General features: G+C 43.8%; 24 protein-coding genes and 1 riboswitch. Of the genes, 10 read left to right on the forward strand and 14 right to left on the reverse strand.

Translation table 11 applies throughout. From position 1 onward, the window contains the following. Positions 1 to 4: 4 nt before the first annotated feature. The 3 genes from gspD to ACMXYN_RS05075 all read right to left on the reverse strand — a co-directional run bounded on the left by gspD (position 5) and on the right by ACMXYN_RS05075 (position 4,082). Positions 5 to 2,002 (reverse strand): type II secretion system secretin GspD, encoded by a 1,998-nt coding sequence (gene gspD, locus ACMXYN_RS05065; RefSeq protein WP_415893778.1) that lies wholly within the window; start codon positions 2,000 to 2,002, stop codon positions 5 to 7. 2 nt (positions 2,003 to 2,004) lie between these two features. Next, on the reverse strand, positions 2,005 to 2,895 hold the full coding sequence (locus tag ACMXYN_RS05070) for a type II secretion system protein N (RefSeq protein WP_415893779.1): 891 nt from the start codon (positions 2,893 to 2,895) through the stop codon (positions 2,005 to 2,007). A 281-nt stretch (positions 2,896 to 3,176) separates the two neighbouring features. Then, positions 3,177 to 4,082, reverse strand: coding sequence for a diguanylate cyclase domain-containing protein (locus ACMXYN_RS05075; protein WP_415893780.1), 906 nt, complete (start codon positions 4,080 to 4,082; stop codon positions 3,177 to 3,179). Positions 4,083 to 4,294: 212 nt separating this feature from the next. Here ACMXYN_RS05075 and ACMXYN_RS05080 point away from each other — a divergent pair, with 212 nt between their 5' ends. Both ACMXYN_RS05080 and ACMXYN_RS05085 read left to right on the forward strand, forming a co-directional pair. Next, positions 4,295 to 5,059: a substrate-binding periplasmic protein gene (locus ACMXYN_RS05080; protein ID WP_415893781.1), complete on the forward strand. Its 765-nt coding sequence runs from the start codon at positions 4,295 to 4,297 to the stop codon at positions 5,057 to 5,059. 268 nt (positions 5,060 to 5,327) lie between these two features. Beyond that, positions 5,328 to 6,551 carry an OprD family outer membrane porin gene (locus ACMXYN_RS05085; protein ID WP_415890606.1) on the forward strand — a complete coding sequence of 408 codons (1,224 nt, stop codon included), beginning with the start codon at positions 5,328 to 5,330 and terminating at the stop codon, positions 6,549 to 6,551. 54 nt (positions 6,552 to 6,605) lie between these two features. Here the strand turns inward: ACMXYN_RS05085 and ACMXYN_RS05090 are convergent, their stop codons facing one another. From ACMXYN_RS05090 to ACMXYN_RS05100, 3 genes are all read right to left on the reverse strand, one after another. Continuing rightward, complete coding sequence (locus ACMXYN_RS05090; protein ID WP_415893782.1) at positions 6,606 to 7,517, reverse strand: substrate-binding periplasmic protein; 912 nt, start codon at positions 7,515 to 7,517, stop codon at positions 6,606 to 6,608. A gap of 78 nt (positions 7,518 to 7,595) precedes the next feature. After that, positions 7,596 to 7,739 (reverse strand): type B 50S ribosomal protein L36, encoded by a 144-nt coding sequence (gene ykgO, locus ACMXYN_RS05095; protein ID WP_415885360.1) that lies wholly within the window; start codon positions 7,737 to 7,739, stop codon positions 7,596 to 7,598. 17 nt (positions 7,740 to 7,756) lie between these two features. Next, positions 7,757 to 8,008 carry a type B 50S ribosomal protein L31 gene (locus ACMXYN_RS05100; RefSeq protein WP_415893783.1) on the reverse strand — a complete coding sequence of 84 codons (252 nt, stop codon included), beginning with the start codon at positions 8,006 to 8,008 and terminating at the stop codon, positions 7,757 to 7,759. Positions 8,009 to 8,163: 155 nt separating this feature from the next. Between ACMXYN_RS05100 and ACMXYN_RS05105 the strand changes: the two genes are divergently transcribed. From ACMXYN_RS05105 to ACMXYN_RS05125, 5 genes are read left to right on the forward strand one after another with little or no spacing between them, the layout of a single operon-like run. Then, on the forward strand, positions 8,164 to 8,538 hold the full coding sequence (locus tag ACMXYN_RS05105) for a hypothetical protein (RefSeq protein WP_415893784.1): 375 nt from the start codon (positions 8,164 to 8,166) through the stop codon (positions 8,536 to 8,538). Between the two features lie 29 nt (positions 8,539 to 8,567). Then, the gene (locus ACMXYN_RS05110; RefSeq protein ID WP_415893785.1) at positions 8,568 to 9,947 is read left to right on the forward strand and encodes a class II fumarate hydratase; all 1,380 of its coding nucleotides are present in this window, start codon (positions 8,568 to 8,570) and stop codon (positions 9,945 to 9,947) included. A 28-nt stretch (positions 9,948 to 9,975) separates the two neighbouring features. Continuing rightward, positions 9,976 to 10,389, forward strand: coding sequence for a hypothetical protein (locus tag ACMXYN_RS05115; protein ID WP_415893786.1), 414 nt, complete (start codon positions 9,976 to 9,978; stop codon positions 10,387 to 10,389). A gap of 44 nt (positions 10,390 to 10,433) precedes the next feature. Beyond that, positions 10,434 to 10,934 carry a superoxide dismutase, Ni gene (gene sodN / locus ACMXYN_RS05120; protein WP_415893787.1) on the forward strand — a complete coding sequence of 167 codons (501 nt, stop codon included), beginning with the start codon at positions 10,434 to 10,436 and terminating at the stop codon, positions 10,932 to 10,934. Between the two features lie 51 nt (positions 10,935 to 10,985). Continuing rightward, positions 10,986 to 11,234 (forward strand): S24/S26 family peptidase, encoded by a 249-nt coding sequence (locus ACMXYN_RS05125; protein WP_415893788.1) that lies wholly within the window; start codon positions 10,986 to 10,988, stop codon positions 11,232 to 11,234. A 71-nt stretch (positions 11,235 to 11,305) separates the two neighbouring features. On the opposite strand, the gene ACMXYN_RS05130 is transcribed toward ACMXYN_RS05125, so the two are convergent. The 6 genes from ACMXYN_RS05130 to ACMXYN_RS05155 all read right to left on the reverse strand — a co-directional run bounded on the left by ACMXYN_RS05130 (position 11,306) and on the right by ACMXYN_RS05155 (position 16,185). Then, positions 11,306 to 12,358 (reverse strand): NmrA family NAD(P)-binding protein, encoded by a 1,053-nt coding sequence (locus ACMXYN_RS05130; RefSeq protein ID WP_415893789.1) that lies wholly within the window; start codon positions 12,356 to 12,358, stop codon positions 11,306 to 11,308. An 83-nt stretch (positions 12,359 to 12,441) separates the two neighbouring features. Further along, a complete protein-coding gene (locus tag ACMXYN_RS05135) occupies positions 12,442 to 12,870 on the reverse strand; it encodes a MarR family winged helix-turn-helix transcriptional regulator (RefSeq protein WP_415893790.1) in 429 nt (142 codons plus the stop codon). Positions 12,871 to 12,985: 115 nt separating this feature from the next. Further along, positions 12,986 to 13,333 carry a RidA family protein gene (locus ACMXYN_RS05140; RefSeq protein ID WP_415883852.1) on the reverse strand — a complete coding sequence of 116 codons (348 nt, stop codon included), beginning with the start codon at positions 13,331 to 13,333 and terminating at the stop codon, positions 12,986 to 12,988. 7 nt (positions 13,334 to 13,340) lie between these two features. Further along, a complete protein-coding gene (alr, locus tag ACMXYN_RS05145) occupies positions 13,341 to 14,417 on the reverse strand; it encodes an alanine racemase (RefSeq protein WP_415893791.1) in 1,077 nt (358 codons plus the stop codon). A 44-nt stretch (positions 14,418 to 14,461) separates the two neighbouring features. Then, entirely contained in the window at positions 14,462 to 14,842 is a 381-nt protein-coding gene (locus tag ACMXYN_RS05150) for a Rid family detoxifying hydrolase (protein WP_415883854.1), read from the reverse strand. Positions 14,843 to 14,928: 86 nt separating this feature from the next. Further along, complete coding sequence (locus tag ACMXYN_RS05155; RefSeq protein ID WP_415893792.1) at positions 14,929 to 16,185, reverse strand: D-amino acid dehydrogenase; 1,257 nt, start codon at positions 16,183 to 16,185, stop codon at positions 14,929 to 14,931. A gap of 140 nt (positions 16,186 to 16,325) precedes the next feature. Here ACMXYN_RS05155 and ACMXYN_RS05160 point away from each other — a divergent pair, with 140 nt between their 5' ends. The 3 genes from ACMXYN_RS05160 to ACMXYN_RS05170 all read left to right on the forward strand — a co-directional run bounded on the left by ACMXYN_RS05160 (position 16,326) and on the right by ACMXYN_RS05170 (position 19,040). Next, positions 16,326 to 16,820 (forward strand): Lrp/AsnC ligand binding domain-containing protein, encoded by a 495-nt coding sequence (locus ACMXYN_RS05160; protein WP_415885352.1) that lies wholly within the window; start codon positions 16,326 to 16,328, stop codon positions 16,818 to 16,820. A gap of 500 nt (positions 16,821 to 17,320) precedes the next feature. After that, positions 17,321 to 18,694 carry an alanine/glycine:cation symporter family protein gene (locus tag ACMXYN_RS05165; RefSeq protein ID WP_415893793.1) on the forward strand — a complete coding sequence of 458 codons (1,374 nt, stop codon included), beginning with the start codon at positions 17,321 to 17,323 and terminating at the stop codon, positions 18,692 to 18,694. 124 nt (positions 18,695 to 18,818) lie between these two features. Next, positions 18,819 to 19,040, forward strand: a complete 222-nt coding sequence (locus tag ACMXYN_RS05170) for a hypothetical protein (RefSeq protein ID WP_415883857.1) — start codon at positions 18,819 to 18,821, stop codon at positions 19,038 to 19,040. Between the two features lie 57 nt (positions 19,041 to 19,097). On the opposite strand, the gene ACMXYN_RS05175 is transcribed toward ACMXYN_RS05170, so the two are convergent. Both ACMXYN_RS05175 and ACMXYN_RS05180 read right to left on the reverse strand, forming a co-directional pair. Next, positions 19,098 to 19,508, reverse strand: a complete 411-nt coding sequence (locus ACMXYN_RS05175) for an STAS/SEC14 domain-containing protein (protein ID WP_415893794.1) — start codon at positions 19,506 to 19,508, stop codon at positions 19,098 to 19,100. Between the two features lie 50 nt (positions 19,509 to 19,558). Then, on the reverse strand, positions 19,559 to 20,254 hold the full coding sequence (locus ACMXYN_RS05180; protein ID WP_415893795.1) for a hypothetical protein: 696 nt from the start codon (positions 20,252 to 20,254) through the stop codon (positions 19,559 to 19,561). Between the two features lie 187 nt (positions 20,255 to 20,441). Next, positions 20,442 to 20,665, forward strand: a riboswitch (cobalamin riboswitch). The last annotated feature ends 88 nt before the right edge of the window (positions 20,666 to 20,753 follow it).

The raw sequence follows: 20,753 nt of genomic DNA on the forward strand, positions 1-20,753 counted from the left end.
ACCTTTAGAAAAATTGATCAGATGGAATATATTGAATTTGCCCTTGCTCATTCACATGGTTCGGTAGTGGCTGGTTTAGGTACCACTGAGGCGCTAACTCTTCGTCATCCCAAGAAGGAAGGGTAGGGCGCTGTTCACCAGGCATTAGGTTTATACCTTGCTTATGTTTGCTTTCTTGCTGCGCATACAAAGTATTGTATTTTTTACGCGATTCGGTAGTTGCTGAAGCCTGATCCATCAATACTTTTGGACGGATAAAGATCATAAGGTTTCGCTTAGTGCGTTTGGTTTGATCCGAACGAAATGCTCTACCTATACCGGGGATATCTCCAAGTAGAGGGACTTTTGAGTATTGCTCCTGAACATCGTCGGTCATTAGGCCACCAAGCGCTAGCATCGCACCATCATCGACTAAGACCGTCGTTTCGATGACTCGTTTATCTGTCACAATATCCGAAGCTTGTAAGCCTGAAATAGATGATACCTCCTGAGTGATTTCCAACAGGATTGCACTACCTTCATTTATTTGAGGTTTTATTTTGAGCTTGATACCAACGTCTTTTCGTTCGATCGTTTGGTAAGGGTTTGTGTTATCCGAACTAGTTGTTGATCCGGTGATAACGGGCACTTCCTGACCTACGTGAATACTAGCTTCTTCGTTATCTAAAGTGACTAGATTAGGAGTGGAGAGGATATTTGCATCTTGATCAGTCGAGAGTGCTTGTAATAGAGCGGCAAAAGAAAATCCATTGGTTCGGAATTTGCCTACACCTAGGTTAAAGCCTTCTGATGCAAAACCTGCCAATTCATCGCCTGATGTTTGAGCTGCTGCTAGGTTCACAATGCCTTTCCCTGTGCCAGGGAAATTAACTGCTGAAATTGCTTTATTATCGTTAGTAAAGAGCCACTGCACACCTAGCTCACGAGCTTTGGAATCACTGATCTCAGCGATGATTGCCTCAACCATTACTTGAGCTCTTCGGATATCTAAGCTGGATACGATGTTTTCCAAGTCGCTGATGATAGAAGGGTCACCAGAGATGATTATGGAGTTGGTTTGTTCATGAGCGTTGATGGTCACATCTTTGATCGCCACAGGGGAGGCTTTACCAGAGCTATTTTGAGAAGAGTTTTCAACAATACTACTGCTCACGCCTTTTAATACTGGTAGTACATCTGCTGCTTTAGCGTATTTTAAGTAAATGACTTTGTGGTTCGCTGTACTCTCGACCTCTTCATCTAACTGCTCGATGATTTTCTTTAGTTTTAACCAATCGGGCAGTTCTGCTCGAATAATCAGAGTATTGGTCCGAGTATCTGCGGAAATTTTGGCAGGTGTTCTGTTTTGCTCTTTTCCCTGTTGCTGAGTTAAGGAATTAAGTGTTCGCTCTAACTCGGTTGCCGATGCGTTTTTTAGCTTCACTATAGATAGGCGCTGTGAATCAGCTTTATCTACTTCCTGAATGATTTTAGAGATTCGTTTTACGTTGGAGGCTCTATCTGTCACCAATATTACGTTAGACGTGGCGTATGCTGCGATCACACCAATCTTTGCATCTACCAGAGGGCGAAGTGTCGCTGCGAGTTGATTGCTATTAACATTTTTTACTTCGATGACTTGGGTGATTATCTTTTCGCTATTACTTTCAGGTATGCCAAAGCCAACCTCAGCACCTTGTAGTTTGGCACCTTGAGCTGGAATAACTTTTAGAATCCCTGAGCCGTTATCAATGACGGTGTAGCCTTTGATTCCTAATTGAATTAGGAATATTTCGTAAAGTTCCTCATTGGTAAGCGCTTGGGGGCTTTCTATGGAAATTTTACCTTTAACCTTTTCATCGATGATGATGGTTTTTCCCACTAATTTTGCAATTGTGTTTATAAAATCACGAATCTCAACGTCTTGCATGTTCAGGTTGTAATCTTTTGCAAAGGTTGCCTGGGGGGCAAAAGATAGAATGAACCAAGTCAGCAGTACTGAAATAAAGCTAGTCTTTTTCATAGTTAAATTTCAATTTCAAAGGTCAGGGTTTGTTGTTCTCGTTGAAGACGAAGAGAGAACTGTGATGAATTCTTTATTAAATCTAGTAATTGGGCTTGGGAGTAATTCCCAGCTGCTTTTTCATTTATGTGCGTAATGATATCGCCAGGCTTTATGGGGGTTAGTGCTAGAAGCGAGCGATCTTTGCCGGCTATCACCCTAATGCCTTTCGTATCAGTTTTACTTGTTTCTTCTAGAACAACAAAACGAGAAAGGTAGTTTGGTTGCTGGGCACGTAGGTTGCTCCAGTTACGGATAAATTTTTGCACTCGTCTGTTTTTAGTAAAGTTAAATGAAGATACCAGTGGGGCTTCTTGGGCATTCGTTGGTGATTGAGACTGAGCGTTAATCTCGATTATGGGGGTTAATCCAATGTCTTTATCTTGGCCTGACTTCAACGGAAGTATTTCATCTTTTCCATCGTTATCGATTGTAATTTGATCTTTATTTATTTTTGTCAGGATAATGTCAGTCGATCCAAAGTAGCTGAGAGATTCCCCTTCGAGAACGGAGCCTCTTTTCCCTTTGTATTTAATTAGTGCGACATTCCGTTCATGCTCGCTGCTAATGATGCCGATAACTTCTATTTTCAGCCGAGTTACTTTTTGAGGCTTTGTTACTTTCTTTATCGGCGTTTTTTGCGGAATACCGAATAAATTAGCACTTGTTATTGCATCGTATGTTAGGAGAGCTTTTTCGACAGGCTGGATATTCTGTTGAATAGATGGAGAATCGGGCAAAGAAATGGTGTTAGGTACAACAAAAAGCCAGATAAATTGGGCACACAACGCAGCTGAGAGAGCAATTAAGCCCCACGTTGTTATCTTTGAAACTAAAGCTGCGTTAGACATCATGATACGACGTTTATTTCCATATAGTAGTGAGCAAAATCCAATTGCCCAGTAATTATACAACTTAATTGATTTTTCTGGTAGTTACTCCAACGTTGTTAGCTGGTTATGAAGCTCATGTAAGTGAGAGGTTTAAGATAGGGATCAGCCAATAAAAGCCTCCAGAACTGAATCAATTACAAGGTTAAATTCAACCAATCATCTTGAGCTTGCGTAATCTTGAGGTTCTCATACAGATTTGTATGTTGTGCTCAATGTAACCCAACTTATCTGAGTGATATCGATTAATTTGTGGCAACTTGTACTTGGTTCCTGCCTTGCCTCTTCGCTTTATAGAGCGCTTCGTCTGCAGCTTTTAACAGTGCGATGATCTCGGTGCCATTGTGAGGGTAGAAAGCAAGACCGGCACTCGCGCTAAGTTTGATGGTTTTTGATTCTATATGGTAAGTGTCATGGAGAGTCTCAACGCTACGGTGGAGTGAAGATATGGCATCCTGCATTGTTTCTAGATCTTCTAAAACTACGACAAACTCATCCCCCCCTAATCGCGCAACAGTGTCCGAACTACGACAGGAGTGCATAAGTCTTTCCGCCATGAGTTTCAAAACTGAGTCGCCCACGTGATGACCGTAGGTGTCATTAACGGGTTTAAATTCATCTAAATCTACAATGGCTACACCGATCAACTGGTTATGGGCTTTTGCTTTTTCAATGGCTTCATCCAATCGTTGTTCGAGTAGAGAGCGATTAGCTACTTGTGTGAGATGATCGACGCGGGACAAACGCAGGACTTCTTGTTCTGCTGCTTTTCGTTCCGTTATATCGGTGGCGACTAAGCCTGTCGCAAATATTTTTCCTTCGGAATCGGTTATGGGGAATTTTATCGATAGGTAGTCTCGAATCTCGCCGTCTACAGGTGCTTTCTCTTCTACTGTAATGACTTCCTTTTTTTCGATCACTTGTAAATCGGCTTGTCGAAAAGCGGTAGCAATATCTTCGGGGAATATTTCGTGATCGGTTCTGCCGCAGAAACTATGCTTTTCTTCATGGAATAAACGGGAATATTCTTGATTAACATAGAGGTAACGACCATCCAAATCTTTCGCAGCAATAACGGCTGTGGCGTTATCGGCGATCGCTTCAAATAGGTTTAGTCGTTGTTGTAGTTGCTCTAAATCAGGTTTTTCCACGCACTACCCTTGCTCTCTGAACCTTAGATAAGCCTAGTAGTTGTTTTTCTTGAATGAAAGCTAAAGATTTTTTATGCGTATAAGAAGTGATCCTACTAGTTTGAATTGGGTAATACTGAGTAAAACCTTATTAGACCTAGGTGTATTGAGGGCGCCTTTCTTCTGTATTACATTGTAAGCCTTGATGTATGTTTTGGACGGCGATATCTCAAATGTTTAGGTTCTTTTTCGCAGTTATTTTCTTCCTATTCAGTTCTATTGGATTAGCCACAGAAAAAATCGTGATCGCTGCAGATCGCTGGTGTCCTTTTAACTGTGAAGCTAACGCGCCTTTACCTGGTTTTATGATTGAAGTGGCTACTGAAGTTTTTGCAGAGAAGGGGATAGAGGTTCAGTACATTGAGATGAACTGGTCTCGTGCTATTCAGGAAGCGAAGAAAGGGCATATCAATGCAGTAGTTGGTGCCTTTAAAGGCGATGTGCCGGGGTTTGTTTTACCTGAGCAAGAGTTGGCAATTTTGGGTAATACCTTTTTTGTACATAAAGATTCGAATTGGCAGTATCAAGGGGTCGAATCGCTGCAAGGGCATCAACTAGCTGCTATTAGTGGTTACGATTATGGCGATGAATTGCGGGGCTATATTCAAAACAATTCCTCAGATAGTGTGACTATGTTGGGTAGCGAGCAGCCTCTTCACAGGGGTATTCAGATGCTTTCTTTAAAGCGGATCGATATGCTGGTCGAAGCCGAACCTGTTTTTTGGTACACCGCGAATCTACTAAATAAGGCTGATCAATTTAAAGTCGCAGGTAGTGCAAAGGAATTTGAAAAGTCCTATATCGCTTTTTCTCCGGTTTTAGATGAGTCTCAGGAATACGCTCAAATTCTGTCTGATGGAATAGAGCGGTTAAGCAAGAGCGGTCAGCTACAGGAAATACTTTCGAAATACGGTATGACTGATTGGCGAGAAGAATAGTTAGATGCGCTTTGAAAGCGCTATTTGATGCTGCGAAAGACTGTAAAAGTTAGAAAAAGTTCCACCCTTCATGGGGTATTCACCTAAAAAACACCAGCGAAAATGATATTAAAATGACGAAAATTGTCATTTTTGATGGATTCCTCTGCGAACGCACAAGTTTCGAGCGTTAAACCCTGCAAACCTGAAAATTACAAAGAAAAAGCCTGCCTTTATTTTCTTAAAATAGCCACCTTCGCAAATAATAACTCAGGTTTGTTACATTATTATGTTTCAGAAAAAACTAAGCGTAGCGGCTCTGGCATTCGGTGCAGTAGCTAGCGGCTCCAGCATCGCGGCTGAAGCGCAAAATGACGGTTTTAAAGTTGATTTAGGTTTACGTACTTTCTACATGAACCGTGATTTTGATCAGGGTATCCCAGACACTATTGCTGCGGGTCAAGCGTTCAAACTAGATGTTGCTTCTCCATACTTTGGTGGCTTCGTTGGTTTTGATGCAACTGTTACTGAAGTTGTAGCTTTAGAAGACGACAAGACAGTTAACACTTCTGACGTGTTGGCTACTGGCGGTAAAGGCTACACTGCGGTTGAGAATCTATACGTTAAACTGAAACCTCTGGATAATGTAAACATCCGTGCAGGTCGCATGGTAATGATGACGCCACTACTGAACGATCTTCAGTCTCGTCTTTCTGCACCAAGCACACAAGCTATTTACGGTGACATCGCTCTAGACAACCTGAGCCTATATGCATTCTACTCTGACGAAGCTTCTCGTAATACTGACGAAGGTTTCCAGAAGTATGAAGCGAACGGTGAAGACTACGACATCACTTCTGTAGGTGGTACTTACAAATTTGCTAACGGTGCGAGCCTTGAAGTTCAGCACGCTGTTGCAGACGATTACAAGAAGCAGTCTTGGTTCAACGTAGCTTACCCAACTAAGATGGGTGAGTACGATGTAACACTAGACGCGCGTCACATGCGTGGTTCTGACGACGGTATCCTGTTGGCTGATTACGACAGTAACCTAACTAGCCTAACAGCTCGTTTTGCTAAAGGTGACTGGGCCTACACTGTAAACTACCAAACTGTTGGTGGTGACGATGGTTACAACATCAAGTGGGACGGCAGCGGCACTGAGCGTAATGACGACTCTCAGTACTTCACTTACGGTGCGGTTCAGCTACTAGACTTCGATGCTGATGATGAGCAATCTCTGCAGTTCCGTGTAGATTACGATATGCCATCTCTTCCAGGTCTTCACCTAATGGCACGTCACACTCAGTCTTGGGATGTTGACTACGCTGGTGGTACAGACGGTAAGCGTCACGAAACTAACTTCGACGCTAAATACACTGTACAAAGTGGTAAAGCTAAAGATCTAAGCGTACAGCTTCGCGTATCTCACGTGAACGGTGACGTAATTCAGGGTATTGGTCGTGTAAACGATATCCGTTTGATCTTGGATTACCCAATCAATCTTCTTTAAGCATTTTCCCGCTTGAGAACGCAGGGGCCTTCGGGCCCCTGTTTTTATTTATATCTAATGCATCCCACAAGCCGTTTCGGCATTGATTAAACGTTCCAGCTCACCATTGGCTTGGAGTTCATTTAATCCTTCATTGATATCCTTTATTAGCTGCTCCCAGTTTGCATTTTGACGACTCACCGCAAAATGAAGTGGGTTATAGCTTACTGCAGGCACAACTTCCTCCATGATCTCATCAGCCTGTTGTTTTATAAATTGGGGTAGGTTGGAGGTTGCGACTGAATAGCGAAATACCTTAGGGTCACCGATAATCAGATCCACTCGTTTAGCTAACAGTAGTTTAACTAGTTGTAGATCATCGTTTGCTGCAAATACTTCAAATAGACCATCATCCATCATCGCATCAAATTCTGGCGAGTTTTGATAACCCCTTACCACGCCTATTTTCATACCGCGAAGATGTTGTACATCCCCAAAATAAAATTTAGGGTCGCTACGCCGCTTCATTAAAGAGATATTGCCACCAGGAAAAGGGTTGGATAGCACGACTAGGCTTTTTCTAAAGGTGTTTTTGAAGTGATCTGAAGGGGCTGAATCTTCAATGAAATATTCAGGATATAGAATATCAGCCCAACCGCTTTCTACGGTCATCACTGCGCGAGACCAAGGTAAAAACTTGATGGTGACTTTATAACCGCGGCTAGTGAGTACTGAGATCGCTAGATCGAATGCCCAACCTTTGCTGCAGGACTCGTCGCTGATATAGGGTGGCCAGTTCGTCGTAGAGATAACAACGGATTTATCTGCGAGTGGGTTAAAAACATAGCCGCCACCTTCAGCTACTTTTTGGCCTGTAAACTGTATCTGTTGTCCGTCAATCATGTACTTAACAACAGGTAGGCCAGTAGCGATGAGAGGATTAGATAAAAACAGGGCTATTAATAGAAGCGCGCAGCGAACGATCATTTAACCATCTATTTCTTAAGGGGGTTCTTAAAAAGATAGTTAGGTTGATCTATATACACAAGAAACGCTAACTCGAGGTTAGCGTTTCTTTTTTGCGCTGCCTTGGCGGGCTTTGAAGCGCGGGTTTGATTTACAGATCACGTAAAGCTTGCCGCGACGCTTTACCACCTGGCAATCAGGATGACGGTTTTTAGCTGTTTTTAAAGAGCTTAATACTTGCATGAGAACACCTCATTCAATTAGCGAGCGTGTTTGCCGAAACGTTTGTTGAACTGTGCGATACGGCCTTCAGATTTCGCTTGACGTTTCTCACCGGTATAAACAGGGTGCGATGCACTGGAGATATCTAGTGTGACAAGCGGGTAAGTATTGCCATCTTCCCAAACAACAGTCTGAGATGATTTAACAGTTGAGCGAATACGAAAATCCTTACCACAGCTAGTGTCGCGGAAGATAACGTAGTCGTAATCAGGGTGTATACCTTTTTTCATTTTTTCTCTATCTCTTATATGTTATGTCATAACATAATATATTATTGAGAATCATTTTCAATCTCATTTTCTTTAATTTATTGCTGCATCTGTCTTGAAGAGAAATAAATCTAATGTATAGTGATAGTAATTATCATTTAGATTTGGTTGTTTTTATGTCGCAAACAGCTCAGTTTGATTCGCCAATTAACGAATATCTGCAACATGTCCAGAAGCAGATACGCTTTGCTAAAGAGCCGGACAATCCAAGTTTGATTAGTCATTACTTGGATATAGATACATGCCGGCAGAAGAGTGTGGAATCGCTGAAGCAGCACTATGAACGTCAGTTCCGTCTATTGTTAGATACGGTAGCGGATGAACTCATACCTAGTCATTGGCGTTGTTGCTGCCTAGATAACATCAATAAGCCTCTTGGTCAATTGGCGCGGCTGTTTGCAAATAATCAAGATGGGCAGGCTTACCTATGCAAGCTTAAGTATGAGCTGAACATGACCTGTCATTACGTACTCTCAGGTCTAAGCCGTTAACCACAGTCAGGAAAATAAGGATAAAAAAGATGAGTAAGACACGTATAGCTAAAGACAGTATGGGTGAGCTAGAAGTACCTGTTGATGCTTTATATGCAGCCCAAACGCAGCGTGCTGTGAATAACTTTCCTGTGAGTGGTCAGCCGATGCCAGAGGCATTTATTCGCGCTTTGTTACAAGCGAAAGCTGCGGCAGCGAAAGCGAATGTCACGCTAGATCAAATTCCAGAGAAGATGGGTAGTGCAATTGCTCAAGCGGTTGAGCAATTGCTAAATGAAGATGACCTGATGCGTCACTTCCCGGTAGATGTGTTCCAGACAGGTTCTGGTACAAGCTCCAATATGAATGCTAACGAAGTATTGGCTGCAATTGCGTCTGATATTTATGGCGACAATGTAGGTGCAAACGATCACATCAACTGTGGTCAAAGTAGTAACGACATTATTCCATCTAGTATTCATATCAGTGCTGCAGTTGAACTATCAGAGCAGCTGTTACCGGCGTTGGAATATCTCCAGAAAGCGATTGAAGATAAAGCGGAAGCTGTTGATGGTTTTGTGAAAACTGGTCGCACACATCTAATGGATGCGATGCCAGTCCGTATGAGTCAGCCGCTAAACGGTTGGGCGACTCAAATTAAGCAAAATATTCATCATCTAAAACAGATCCAGCCAACTTTACAGAGTCTTGCGCAGGGCGGTACTGCCGTAGGTACGGGCATTAATGCCCATCCTGAGTTTGCTAAAAACTTTAATGCCGAACTAAGCCAACTTACCGGTGTGGAATTTACGCCTGCAGATGATTTCTTTGCGCATATCGCTTCACAAGATGTCGCGGTTGCACTATCTGGTCAACTGAAAGCGACGGCTGTCTCTGTGATGAAAATCGCTAATGACCTACGTTGGATGAACTCTGGCCCGCTAGCTGGTTTAGGGGAGATCGAATTGGAAGCGCTACAGCCAGGTTCTTCCATTATGCCGGGTAAAGTGAATCCCGTTATTCCAGAAGCAGCAGCCATGGTGTCAGCTCAGGTGATTGGTAATGATGCTGCTATTACAGTAGCAGGCCAGTCGGGCAATTTTGAGTTGAACGTAATGCTGCCTTTAGTAGCTAGCAATTTGCTCAACAGCATCAAGCTGCTAAGCAACGTAAGCCGTCTACTAGCGGATAAAGCAATTGCCAGCTTCAAGGTGAATGAAGAACAGCTAAACCATGCGCTGTCTCGTAATCCAATTTTGGTAACAGCTCTGAACCCTATTATTGGCTATATGAAGGCGGCTGAGATTGCGAAGCAGGCTTATAAAGAGGGACGACCTGTTGTCGAAGTCGCGGCAGAAAACACAGATCTATCGGTGGAAGAGTTACAGAAATTACTTGATCCAGCCAAGTTAACCCAAGGCGGTTTATAAACTTCACAGCAAAGCAGGGAGGCGGAGCATGGAACAATGGGAAGAGTTGATGAAGGCCACGAACAGGGCCTATGAAACACATTGTTATTACACCGCATTAGAGTTATGCCAGCGAGCGTTACGACAAGCGGTTAAATGTTTTGAAGGTCAGCTCGACCCAGATTCGGACAAATTGCTCTCTGCTGTGATGGTTAGCCACTTTAATTTGGCTGATACCTACATCGCATTAGATCAAGTGGTTCAGGCAGCAGAAGTTTTTGAAGATGCCTCGATTTATCTAAAGGGATTGTTAGCAGAGCGGCATTTAGGAGAACTGCAAAAATGCGCTGTCCTAAGAGCAGGGAACTGCTTGCATATGGAATGGAATCGCTTCTTCCACAAATACCACACCGAATTACCTCATGAGATGCAGCCTCGTTGTAATGGTTTGCATCTCCACTAATAAAATCAATGACAATCAAAGAAAGACCGAAGGAGATAAGTGCCATGCTTCACAAGATTTTGAGTGCAATGGATAACAAGTTAGCGTTTACGACTGCTAAAGCTCACTGTGATATCCCTTGTAAGATTTATGACCCTGCGACGGCACAAATTGCGGCATTAACCATTATTCGAATGGTCGATCTCATTACCGAACTAGATACGGGTGAGTCATTAACCTTGGCTCAACAAGCACAATTAGCACGTTTGGTTTCAGAAAAAGAAAAGCATGCGCTACAAGTGAAAGAAGAAGTACGAGTGATTTGGGGTGACTATTTTAAAGCACCACAATTTGAGCAGATTCCAGATGCTCATGATCAAGTGCACGGCATTATGCTGCAGGCATCAAAAGTTAAACAAAACATTGATCGCGAAGCTGCATTAGATCTTCTAAATCGCGTAAATACATTTGCAGAAGCCTTCTGGAAAACAAAGGGCGTAGAGACTTTTACGGCGACTTGTCCTTATCCGCCTGCAGAACAGGTTACTTATCCAAAATTGGGTTAAAACAGACTAGGTTATCGAATGCTAAACATCGTCAAAATCGTTGGAGATAGTATGTTTCCTACATTAAGCGCTGGAGACTTCGTCTGTGTATGGCGGAGGTTAAAGCGCATCGATGTTGGTGATTTGGTTGTGTGTGATCATCCCGAATATAAAAGAATGATAAAACGGGTGGCAGCTATAGACCTAGACGGACGTTATTTGTTGGAAGGGGATAACCCTGCGAGTTTAACTTCTGAACAGATGGGATGGTTTGGCTTAGATAGTTTGTACGGCAAGGTGATCTTTAAAATAAAAAAATAGCGACTAGTAGCTGGAGTAGAGTTTTCTGGCGAATTTTGGGGATCATTTGATCCCCTTTTTTATGTGCAAAATTAGTGTTGTTGTAACCATTTTTCAGAAGCCATAGCGTAGCGGCTGGAGGAAGGCGTGCTCTGACCTTGTGATAAAGCATATTTTTCAAGGTTGGTTGCAGGGCTAAGCAGTAGTTTAATAAAACCTATCAACGCCTGTGTTTTATTGCTGAGGTTAGCTTCGGTTAATTCAAAGTTGCCTAGGTAGCGTCTCGCAATCGTTTCAAAGTTCTCAGCTTTGCGCCCAGTGATCTGTTCCACGATGGAGTTAGGAGCTCCCTTTTCAAAAGCGCCTGTCTGGTAGTCTTTAATATAGTGCTGCAATTGGCACTGCATATGCGGAGACATACCCATGAGATTCAATGCCTTCAAGAAGAGCTTTTCAGAAATATTGTCGTACTTTACGTTGCGCTCGAGGATGGTGCTGAAGGTTGCGGCGATATCTTCAGGGCTTAGTAGTTCAGGGCCAGTTGGGCGATAGGTTTTCCCGCTATGTTCTTCCGGGGAAAGCAGGCAAGCAGTTACGACACGGGCGATATCTTCGTTAGAGACTGGGGCTGTTTTGCCGCTGCCTAAAGGGAAGGGGAACATTCCTAGTTGAGTCACCATCGTCAGAATTTCATCAGGCATGTAGTTTTGCGCAAACCATCCTGTATTGATGGTGGTGTGGTGAATGTCGGGTAGTAAACTGAATATCTGATCGGTTAAGTAGGATTCCCTTGTTGCCTGAGATGGGTGTTCTGGGCTCGCCAGCCATTGAGTTAGTGCGACAATAGATTTTAACTGTGGGCTGTTTTTAGCAGCTACCACAAAAGTCATGGCCATCTGCAGTTGTTCTTTTTCCCAAGGGGCTACAAAGTATGCGCTTTGTATTCCTTTTAAGGCGTGTTCGACATCAGCCAAATTAGTTAATGAGCCTACACATATATCCGCTCCCTTTTGATGCAGCTTTTCGGATCGATGATCAGCTTTTCTAACGAAAGCACGAACCGAGTAGCCTTTCTCGAGTAGTTCTAATGCAGTTGCCGAACCGGTGTTGCCTGCAGCACCGATAATTAAAAATTTGGGTTTCATGATCTGTCATCCTTAATCTTGGTTGTTTAATAAATTATGCTAAAGAGTGTATATGCACCTATTGGGGTGTTTTTTTTAAGACCTCATGCTTCGGTTAACTTTTTCAGTGTTTCGAGTTGTGCCTGAAGGGCGCTTAGGTCACCTAGCTGTTTAGCTGCTTCGGCCTGAATTTCTTCCCATAGAGGGATCGTGTTATCCAGCTTGGTTAAGCCTTCTTTTGTGGGTACCACTTGTTTTACGCGGCGGTCAGAGCCGGGCTGAAAAATAATCCAGCCATTCTTTTCCATTACTTTTAGATTACGCGTAAGCCCGGTGCGGTCTTGTACCATGACGGTTGCCAGTTGGCTTACGGGTATCGGGCCGGTATTGGCCAATACACCTAGTACATTAAACTGTGCAGCTGTGATCGATTCAGCCTTAAAGGCATCTTCATATAGTTGTGTGATTAAGCGACTGCTTTGGCGTAGGGCAGCGCATGCACAGTTTTGCAGTTGGCTATATTTTTTACTCATAAATTGAATATATATGTGCATATGCACTTAAGTCAAATATATGAGGGAGTAATGTTTATAAAAAAGAGAAAAGCGGGGGAGGGGAAAACCGCTCTAAACGAGCGGTTTTAAGAGCTTAGTAAGCCGCTGTTACCGATAGCTCAACTAGAATTTCTGGGCGGGCCATACGCGCTTCAACACATGCACGTGCTGGTTTTTCTACGTCAGCAACCCATGCATCCCATACAGCGTTCATTGCTGCGAAGTCTTTCATGTCTCGGATATAAACGGTTACAGAAAGGATCTGATTACGGCTGCTGCCAGCTTTAGCCAGTAGATCGTCAACCTTATCTAGGCAGCGTTGTGTTTGTTCTGCAATATCCCACTGTGCTTCGCCAGCAGTTTGACCGCATAGGTAAACTGTACCGTTGTGCTTAACAATACGGCTCATGCGATCAGTAGATTCAATACGTTCAATACTCATTATGTTCTCAAATATATTTCTTATGTACGCGGCGGGTAATGCCGGTAAATAGGGTGTAAGGGATAGTGTCGCTGCACTTGGCAATCTCAGTCGCAGGAAGGTTTTCTCCCCACAGTTCCACATGGCTGCCAACTTTAGCCGTCGGGATATCTGTCAGATCTACTGCCAGCATATCCATCGAAACGCGGCCAACGATCTGCGTTTTATGGCCATCTACCAAAACTGGTGTACCACTTTTAGCATGACGGGGATAACCATCGGCATAACCGATCGCAACAGTACCGATCTTACTCGGGCGGCTGCATCTCCAGGTTTGGCTATAGCCAACGGGTTCGCCCACCTCAAGTTCACGCACAGCGATTACTTCAGAGCTCAGGGTCATCGCTGGTTGCAGTTGATCGGCCAGTGGTTGTGACTCAGCAAATGGTGTTGCGCCGTAGAGCATAATGCCGGGGCGTTGCCAATCTCTGCGGGCATCTTTATGCGCGAGAGTGCCTGCTGAGTTCGCTAGGCTAACAGCTGCATCGATAGTTGCGGTTACTGCATCAAAGCGTTGGATCTGCTCATTGGTGGCTGAAAGCTCAGGTTCGTCAGCAGATGAGAAGTGGCTCATCAGAACTACCTCTTTGACCTGTTCTAGCTGAGACAGCTTTTCAAAAGCGGCAGCGTAATCTTCTGGCTTCACACCTAAGCGGTGCATGCCACTATCCATTTTTAGCCAAGCGCTAATAGGTTTATCTATATCAGCTTTAGCCAGAATATCGATCTGTTCCACGCTATGAATAGCGCACCATAGCTCTTTATCAGAGATATAGTTCAGTTCATCGGCTGAGAAGAAGCCTTCTAATAGAAGGATTGGTTTGTTGATGCCCGCTTCGCGAAGCTCTACTGCTTCTTCGATACATGCAACACCAAAACCATCGGCTTCATCTTCTAGGGCCTGTGCAACTTTAACTGCGCCGTGACCGTAGGCATCAGCCTTGATAATGGCTAATGCTCCTTGATCGGGGGCTGCAGATTTAGCTAAGCGATAGTTATGTCGAATAGCCTCTAAGTTAATGGTTGCTGTGGCTGCTCTAGCCATACTCACTCCGGACTGTTGGTTCAGATAGTTTCGTTTGGTTGGTTTTATACAACCATAACAGCTTCAATTTCTATGTCAGCGTCTTTTGGTAACGCTTTTACTGCATAAGCTGCGCGAGCAGGATAAGGGGCTTCAAAGTATTTCGCCATGATTTCATTAACTTGCGCGAAATATTCTAGGTCGGAAAGCAAAACAGTGATCTTTACGAAGTCGTTTAAGTTACCGCCTGCAGCTTCAGCAACAGCTTTTAGGTTTTCGAAAACTTGAACCGCTTGGCTTTCAAATGACTCAGTCACCATCTCCATTGTTGCTGGGTTCAACGGGATCTGGCCAGAGATATAAACAGTGTTACCTGCTTTAACTGCTTGTGAATAAGTGCCAATCGCAGCAGGTGCTTTGTCTGTGGAAACTGTAACTTTCTGCATGATTTTATTCCTGTAATAAAAAAGGAGATACCGGACAGTGGGAGCAGCCGGTTCTCCGAAAATAGTTGTTATAGGGTGATAAGTATTTAGGCGTAGCGTGCGAGCGATAGGCCTTCTTTATCAATATCTGGAGCAGTGTTGCTGATGATGTCAGACACGTATTTGCCCGAGCCTAGCGACATGGTCCAGCCTAGTGTGCCGTGACCGGTATTAAGGAATAGGTTCTCGAATTGAGTTTCACCTAAAATCGGTGTGCCGTCTGGTGTCATTGGACGTAAACCGGTCCAGAATTCAGCATTCTCTGTGCAACCGCCGCCTGGAAAGAGATCGTTCACTACGAACTCCACATTGGCCTTGCGCTTCTCTTCCAACTCTTTGTTGTAGGACGCGATCTCGGCAGTACCGCCAACACGGATACGATCATCAAAACGGGTCACCGCAACTTTGTAAGTTTCATCCATCACTGTGGATGTTGGTGCTTTGCTTTCGTCAATGATCGGCAGCGTTAGTGAATAACCTTTAATTGGGTAAACAGGTACTTTTAGACCGATCTTAGATAGCACCGGAGTAGAGTAGCTACCTAGTGCAACAAGATAGGAGTCTGCTGTCATAGTGCCCCGAGAAGTGGAAACACTTACAACCTGATCGCCTTCAGTGTTTATGTTCAGAATGTCGGTTTTCATGATGAACTCGACACCCATTTTTTTACACTCATCAGCCAAGGCGTTGGTGAACTTGAAGCAATCACCTGTTTCGTCGCCTGGTAAACGAAGGCCGCCAACGATCTTCTCTTTTACGTTAGCTAGGGCAGGTTCATATTCGATACAGCCATCGCGATCTAAGCTTTGGAAATCTACGCCGCTCTCTTCCAGAACGGAGATATCTTTCTGAGCGTCTTGCATCTGCTTATCAGTTCTAAACACTTGCAAGGTGCCTTGAGTGCGCTGGTCGTAGTCTATATTTAACTCATCACGTAGATCGATAAAGCAATCACGGCTGTATTCAGCTAGGCGAACCATGCGGGCTTTATTGGTGTGGTATGCGCTTTCTGTGCAGTTGGATAACATTTTTGTCATCCACGCGAGTGTTTGGGTATCAACATCGCGTCCGCTGATCATAAATGGCGCTAAATCTTGCATCAGCCATTTAACAGCTTTTAGAGGAATACCGGGACCGGCCCAAGGAGCAGAGTAGCCTGGAGAGATCTGGCCAGCGTTGGCGTAGCTTGTTTCTAACGCGACATCGACCTGTCGATCGATTATAGTTACCTTATGGCCAGCCTTGGCTAAATACCAAGCGCTTGTAACGCCAACCACTCCTGCACCTAAAACCAGTACCTGCATAATGTGACCTCATTTTCGTATTTTTTATGTTAATGAGAAAACACTAGTTTATTTGGTTTTTGCCAGTGTAAGGCGCCAAAGTTTGGCTATAATACAGAATAATAATCTGCATATTTTGCTTTCATAGTGGATATTAATGCATGACAAATAGTAAGAAGCGTACGCTTGATCGCTTAGATGTAAGCATTTTGCGTACTTTGCAAAACGATGGGCGAATTAGTTACGTTGATCTAGCAGAGAAAGTCGGATTAAGTTCGACACCCTGCATAGAGCGCGTAAAGCGTTTGGAAAAAGAGGGCTATATAGAAGGATACTATGCCCGCTTAAATCCTCAGTTGCTTGAATATAATATGCTGGTGTTTGTAGAGATCTCTCTGTCATATCAAACACCGGATGCATTCCAAACGTTTAATAAAGCGGTTGAAGAACTGCCTTATATATTGGAGTGCCACTTAGTTTCGGGTGATGCAGACTACCTGTTAAAGGCACGTATTAACGATATGTCCGAGTATCGTGCGCTTTTAGGGGATATGCTTTTGACTCTGCCTGGGGTTAAGAACTCTAAGAGCTACATCGTGATGGAAGAGGTGCGTGAAACGCTTGAGTTACCTATTAAGTTTAATGTTAATCGGTAAGTTTAGTTTTTCGTAACCCTCCATAGAAGGTGCAAAATCAGGGCTATGATTTGCACCTTTTTTCTTCTTATTTCTCAGGCTTTCTGGCCTAGATAACCCCATCTATCCTTTAAATAGTTTATTTCACTGCTAATTTAGATAATCGTAGTTGATACCACTGTTAATTTTTTTAATTCAAAGCCATTTTCTGGCGTCTTTGGCCTATCGTATTGCGCAATTCTATTCGTAGCAAAGAGGTGGGGGCTGCTGGGCTACTTACCCTTGGCAGGATAAGGTTGTTTGATATATAGCCAGATGTTCAGGCATCCCCTCTATGTCAAAGAGCCAGGCGAGCACACTAAGCCCCGTCTCGCTACGAAGAGAATAAGAGCAGATTGCTGTGTTTAAGATGTTGCTGAGACCTATAGGCATAAAACCTTAAGGAATGAGCTGTCTAAAAATTAAAAATAACAGAGCAGTTATTTTTCCCTCGAAGAAAAAAACAATATAGAGGAATCATAATGGAAGCATTGACCGGATTTATAAGTACGGTTAACGGCATCGTTTGGGGTCCAATGATGCTGGTACTAATTTTAGGTGTAGGTTTGTTCCTACAGCTAGGTTTGAGACTAATGCCAATTTTGAAATTGGGCACTGGTTTTAAATTAATGTGGAGCGGCCGAAATACGGCTGAGTCCGAAAAAGGCTCGGGTGAAATCTCACCATTCCAGGCCTTGATGACAGCAATGTCTGCAACGGTAGGTACTGGTAATATTGCCGGTGTTGCTACGGCTGTATTCCTAGGTGGTCCAGGTGCTCTGTTCTGGATGTGGTGTACTGCGCTAGTAGGTATGGCGACTAAGTTCTCTGAGGCTGTATTGGCGGTTAAATACCGTGAGGTTGATGAGAATGGCAACCACGTTGGTGGTCCAATGTACTACATCAAAAATGGCCTAGGTAAAAAATGGGCTTGGATGGGTACGACTTTCGCGGTCTTCGGTACGATCGCAGGCTTCGGTATTGGTAACACAGTACAATCTAACTCGGTTGCTGATGTTCTAGAAGCAAACTTCCAGATGCCAGCATGGGTGACTGGTGTAATCCTGATGGTGCTTACTGCAGCTGTATTATTGGGTGGTATTAAGCGTATCGGTGCGGTTGCAGGTGCTTTGGTTCCATTAATGGCAATCAGCTACCTTGTTGCAGGCCTAGTAGTTCTAACAATTAATGTTGATGCGATCCCTGCTGCTCTAGATCTTATCTTTACTTATGCATTTACTGAGCACGCTGCTGAAGGTGGTTTCGCTGGTGCTGCTGTTTGGGCTGCGATCCAGTTCGGTGTGGCGCGTGGTGTATTTTCTAACGAAGCAGGTCTTGGTTCTGCTCCGATTGCTCACGCAGCATCTCAAACTAAGGATCCAGTTCGTCAGGGTCTAATCGCAATGCTAGGTACATTCCTAGATACAATCATCATCTGTTCTATCACAGGCTTGGTTATCATCACTTCTGGTGTATGGACTGACGGTGTATCAGGTGCAGCCCTAACATCTGCAGCTTTCGCAGATGCGCTTCCAGGTGTAGGTAACTACATTGTTGCTATCTCTCTAGCGATCTTTGCTTTCACAACGATCTTAGGTTGGAGTGTTTATGGCGAGCGTTGTGCTGAATACCTATTTGGTGTGAAAGTAATTATGCCTTTCCGTATTCTATGGATTCTGGCTGTACCGGTAGGTACGTTAATTAGCTTGGATTTCGTATGGCTACTAGCGGATACACTAAACGCAATGATGGCTATTCCAAACTTGATTGCTCTGGCGCTATTGAGCCCAGTTGTATTCAAGTTGACTCGCGAATACTTTGAAGCTCAAGTAGCTTCATCGTTAGAAACAAAATAAGTCAGGCTCTTTATTTTGTAACTAAAAAGACCGGGCATTGCCCGGTCTTTTGCTTTATAGCGTTTGGCTTTTGCTTTGTAGCCGTATACTGTGTGGGTAGTTCTATGTAGTAAGTGAGGCCAAGATGGAAAAGAAAGACGGCAAAACCATATATAAAATTATAAAAGCCTCTGGATTGGACGATGCTAAACCTCAAGCTGAGGTTGCGCCTGATACCCAAGTGATTGAAATAGATTTAGAAGAGGTGTTTCTGTACGGAAACTTGGACTTTGTCGATATGCCGCAAGAACTGCGCGATGCCCTGTATTCGCAAATGGTTTCTAGTGGCATGCTGACCGTGCACTAGTTCTTAAGCTTAAAAAAGGGCCATTATGAGATGGCCCTTATTGTTGAAACTGCTTCGTTATCCGCCGAACGGATATAGCGTTTCTTCTTCCTCGTCGTCTTCATCTTCATCGTTAATCCAACGAAGTGCTTCGAGGAGCTGAGTCATTCGATAATGACGCATTTCACCTTGAGTAAGTAGATCGCCTACTTTGGTCATCCACTCGGTCCATTTAGGATCACCGACGATCGCGATACGGTAAAAATCGTTTGCGTGTTGAGTGCCGAATTTTAGATCTTCCCATAAAGCACCGGCTTCAAAGCCTGAAAAGTCTGGAGCAAAAGTAATTAGCAGACGAACTTCAGGATGCGTGTTCTTTACATGCTCAAACAGCGGCAGGAATGTATCGGTGTAATCGCTTGCAGTCAGAGTGTCATTCGCTTGCAGGACGATAATGTCGCCTGTTGTTTCAGGAAGTACATAGAGCATGGAAGATGCCTTATTCGGATCAAAAGGACGGATTATAAAGGCAAATTGGGCTAGAAGGTAACTCCAAGCCCAATTGTGATTATAGTGTCGAAATCATCTTCCTGAAGGTCATAGGGAAGTTCTAGTAGGGTATGCAAGGTTAAGTTTTTAGAAAGAGGGTGATCGTAGCCGATAATGGGGAGCACCTCTTCGAATTCAAAATCCTTAATTGAATCGTCGTTGCTATATAAGCGCATTGTCGGTGCTTCAAGCTCGAGGTTGAGTTTGCCTTCGCCTAGGCTTTGGCTCCATTTGATAGTTGGCTCAATCTCTATTTCACGAATTTCGAAATCACCATCAAGGTAGTAATCGATCTCTAGTTCAAACCCGGCCTTTAAGCCATTATCAAACGAGGTATAAAACTTTGGTGTCAGTTCTGCGCTCTCTGTGTTGGTATCTATCGTTCGATCAAATTCATGTACGAGCTTTAATGAGCTGCTTTCGCTCAGTTTCCATTTATATTCCGCTTGCCAGGTTAAATTCTTCCCATTATCCAACCCATTCCTTGGAACATATACGTATTCAAGGTAAGTGCCAAAATTGCCTTCTGTGTATTGCAATAAAGGTTTGTAGGCATAGTGCCCGCTTTGGGCTTCTGGCTGGTATTCGGTGGAAAAACTGGCGTACCAGTCGGCTTGTGTATGTATGGAAAAGCCGGTTAGTAGGGCTGTTACCGCAATGAGAGCGGAGGATTTAAGCGCAAGCATATAGTGGAGCCCTCTTTAATACTTGGAGTTCTTATTTTTGGTTCCGAAAAGAAGGTGCTTAAACCCTAGTGTAGTTGGGATTTATATATTTACGTTATTCATGACCACTGGAATAGAACTCAATTGCAAATAAGGGGTATGGCAGGTAGAGTTGTGCGCTTATTAGGTCGTACATTTGTACAGGCTAAAATTGATACCCAAATGAGGTCACGGGTAGCGATTTTGATAGCCCGGGAAGTTGGTGAGCTTATGAGCCAGGATTCAATAGCGATCCCAACACTGCCCCCGCAACGGTAAATTGGTTATATCAGCTTTTATGCCACTGTATCTTGGATATGGGAAGGTAAGTTGATTGAAGGTTAAGTTCTTCGCTGATGAGTCCGGATACCAGCCTAATAGTTGTTTACCGTGGTGTTGCGGAGGGCTTCACCGAGTAATTGTTTGGTTTGTCTAAACATACTTATCCTCCCAACTCCGACAATATTTCATGTTGGAGATT

It is taken from the genome of Neptuniibacter sp. PT8_73 (assembly GCF_047778045.1).
Lineage (GTDB): Bacteria > Pseudomonadota > Gammaproteobacteria > Pseudomonadales > Balneatricaceae > Neptuniibacter.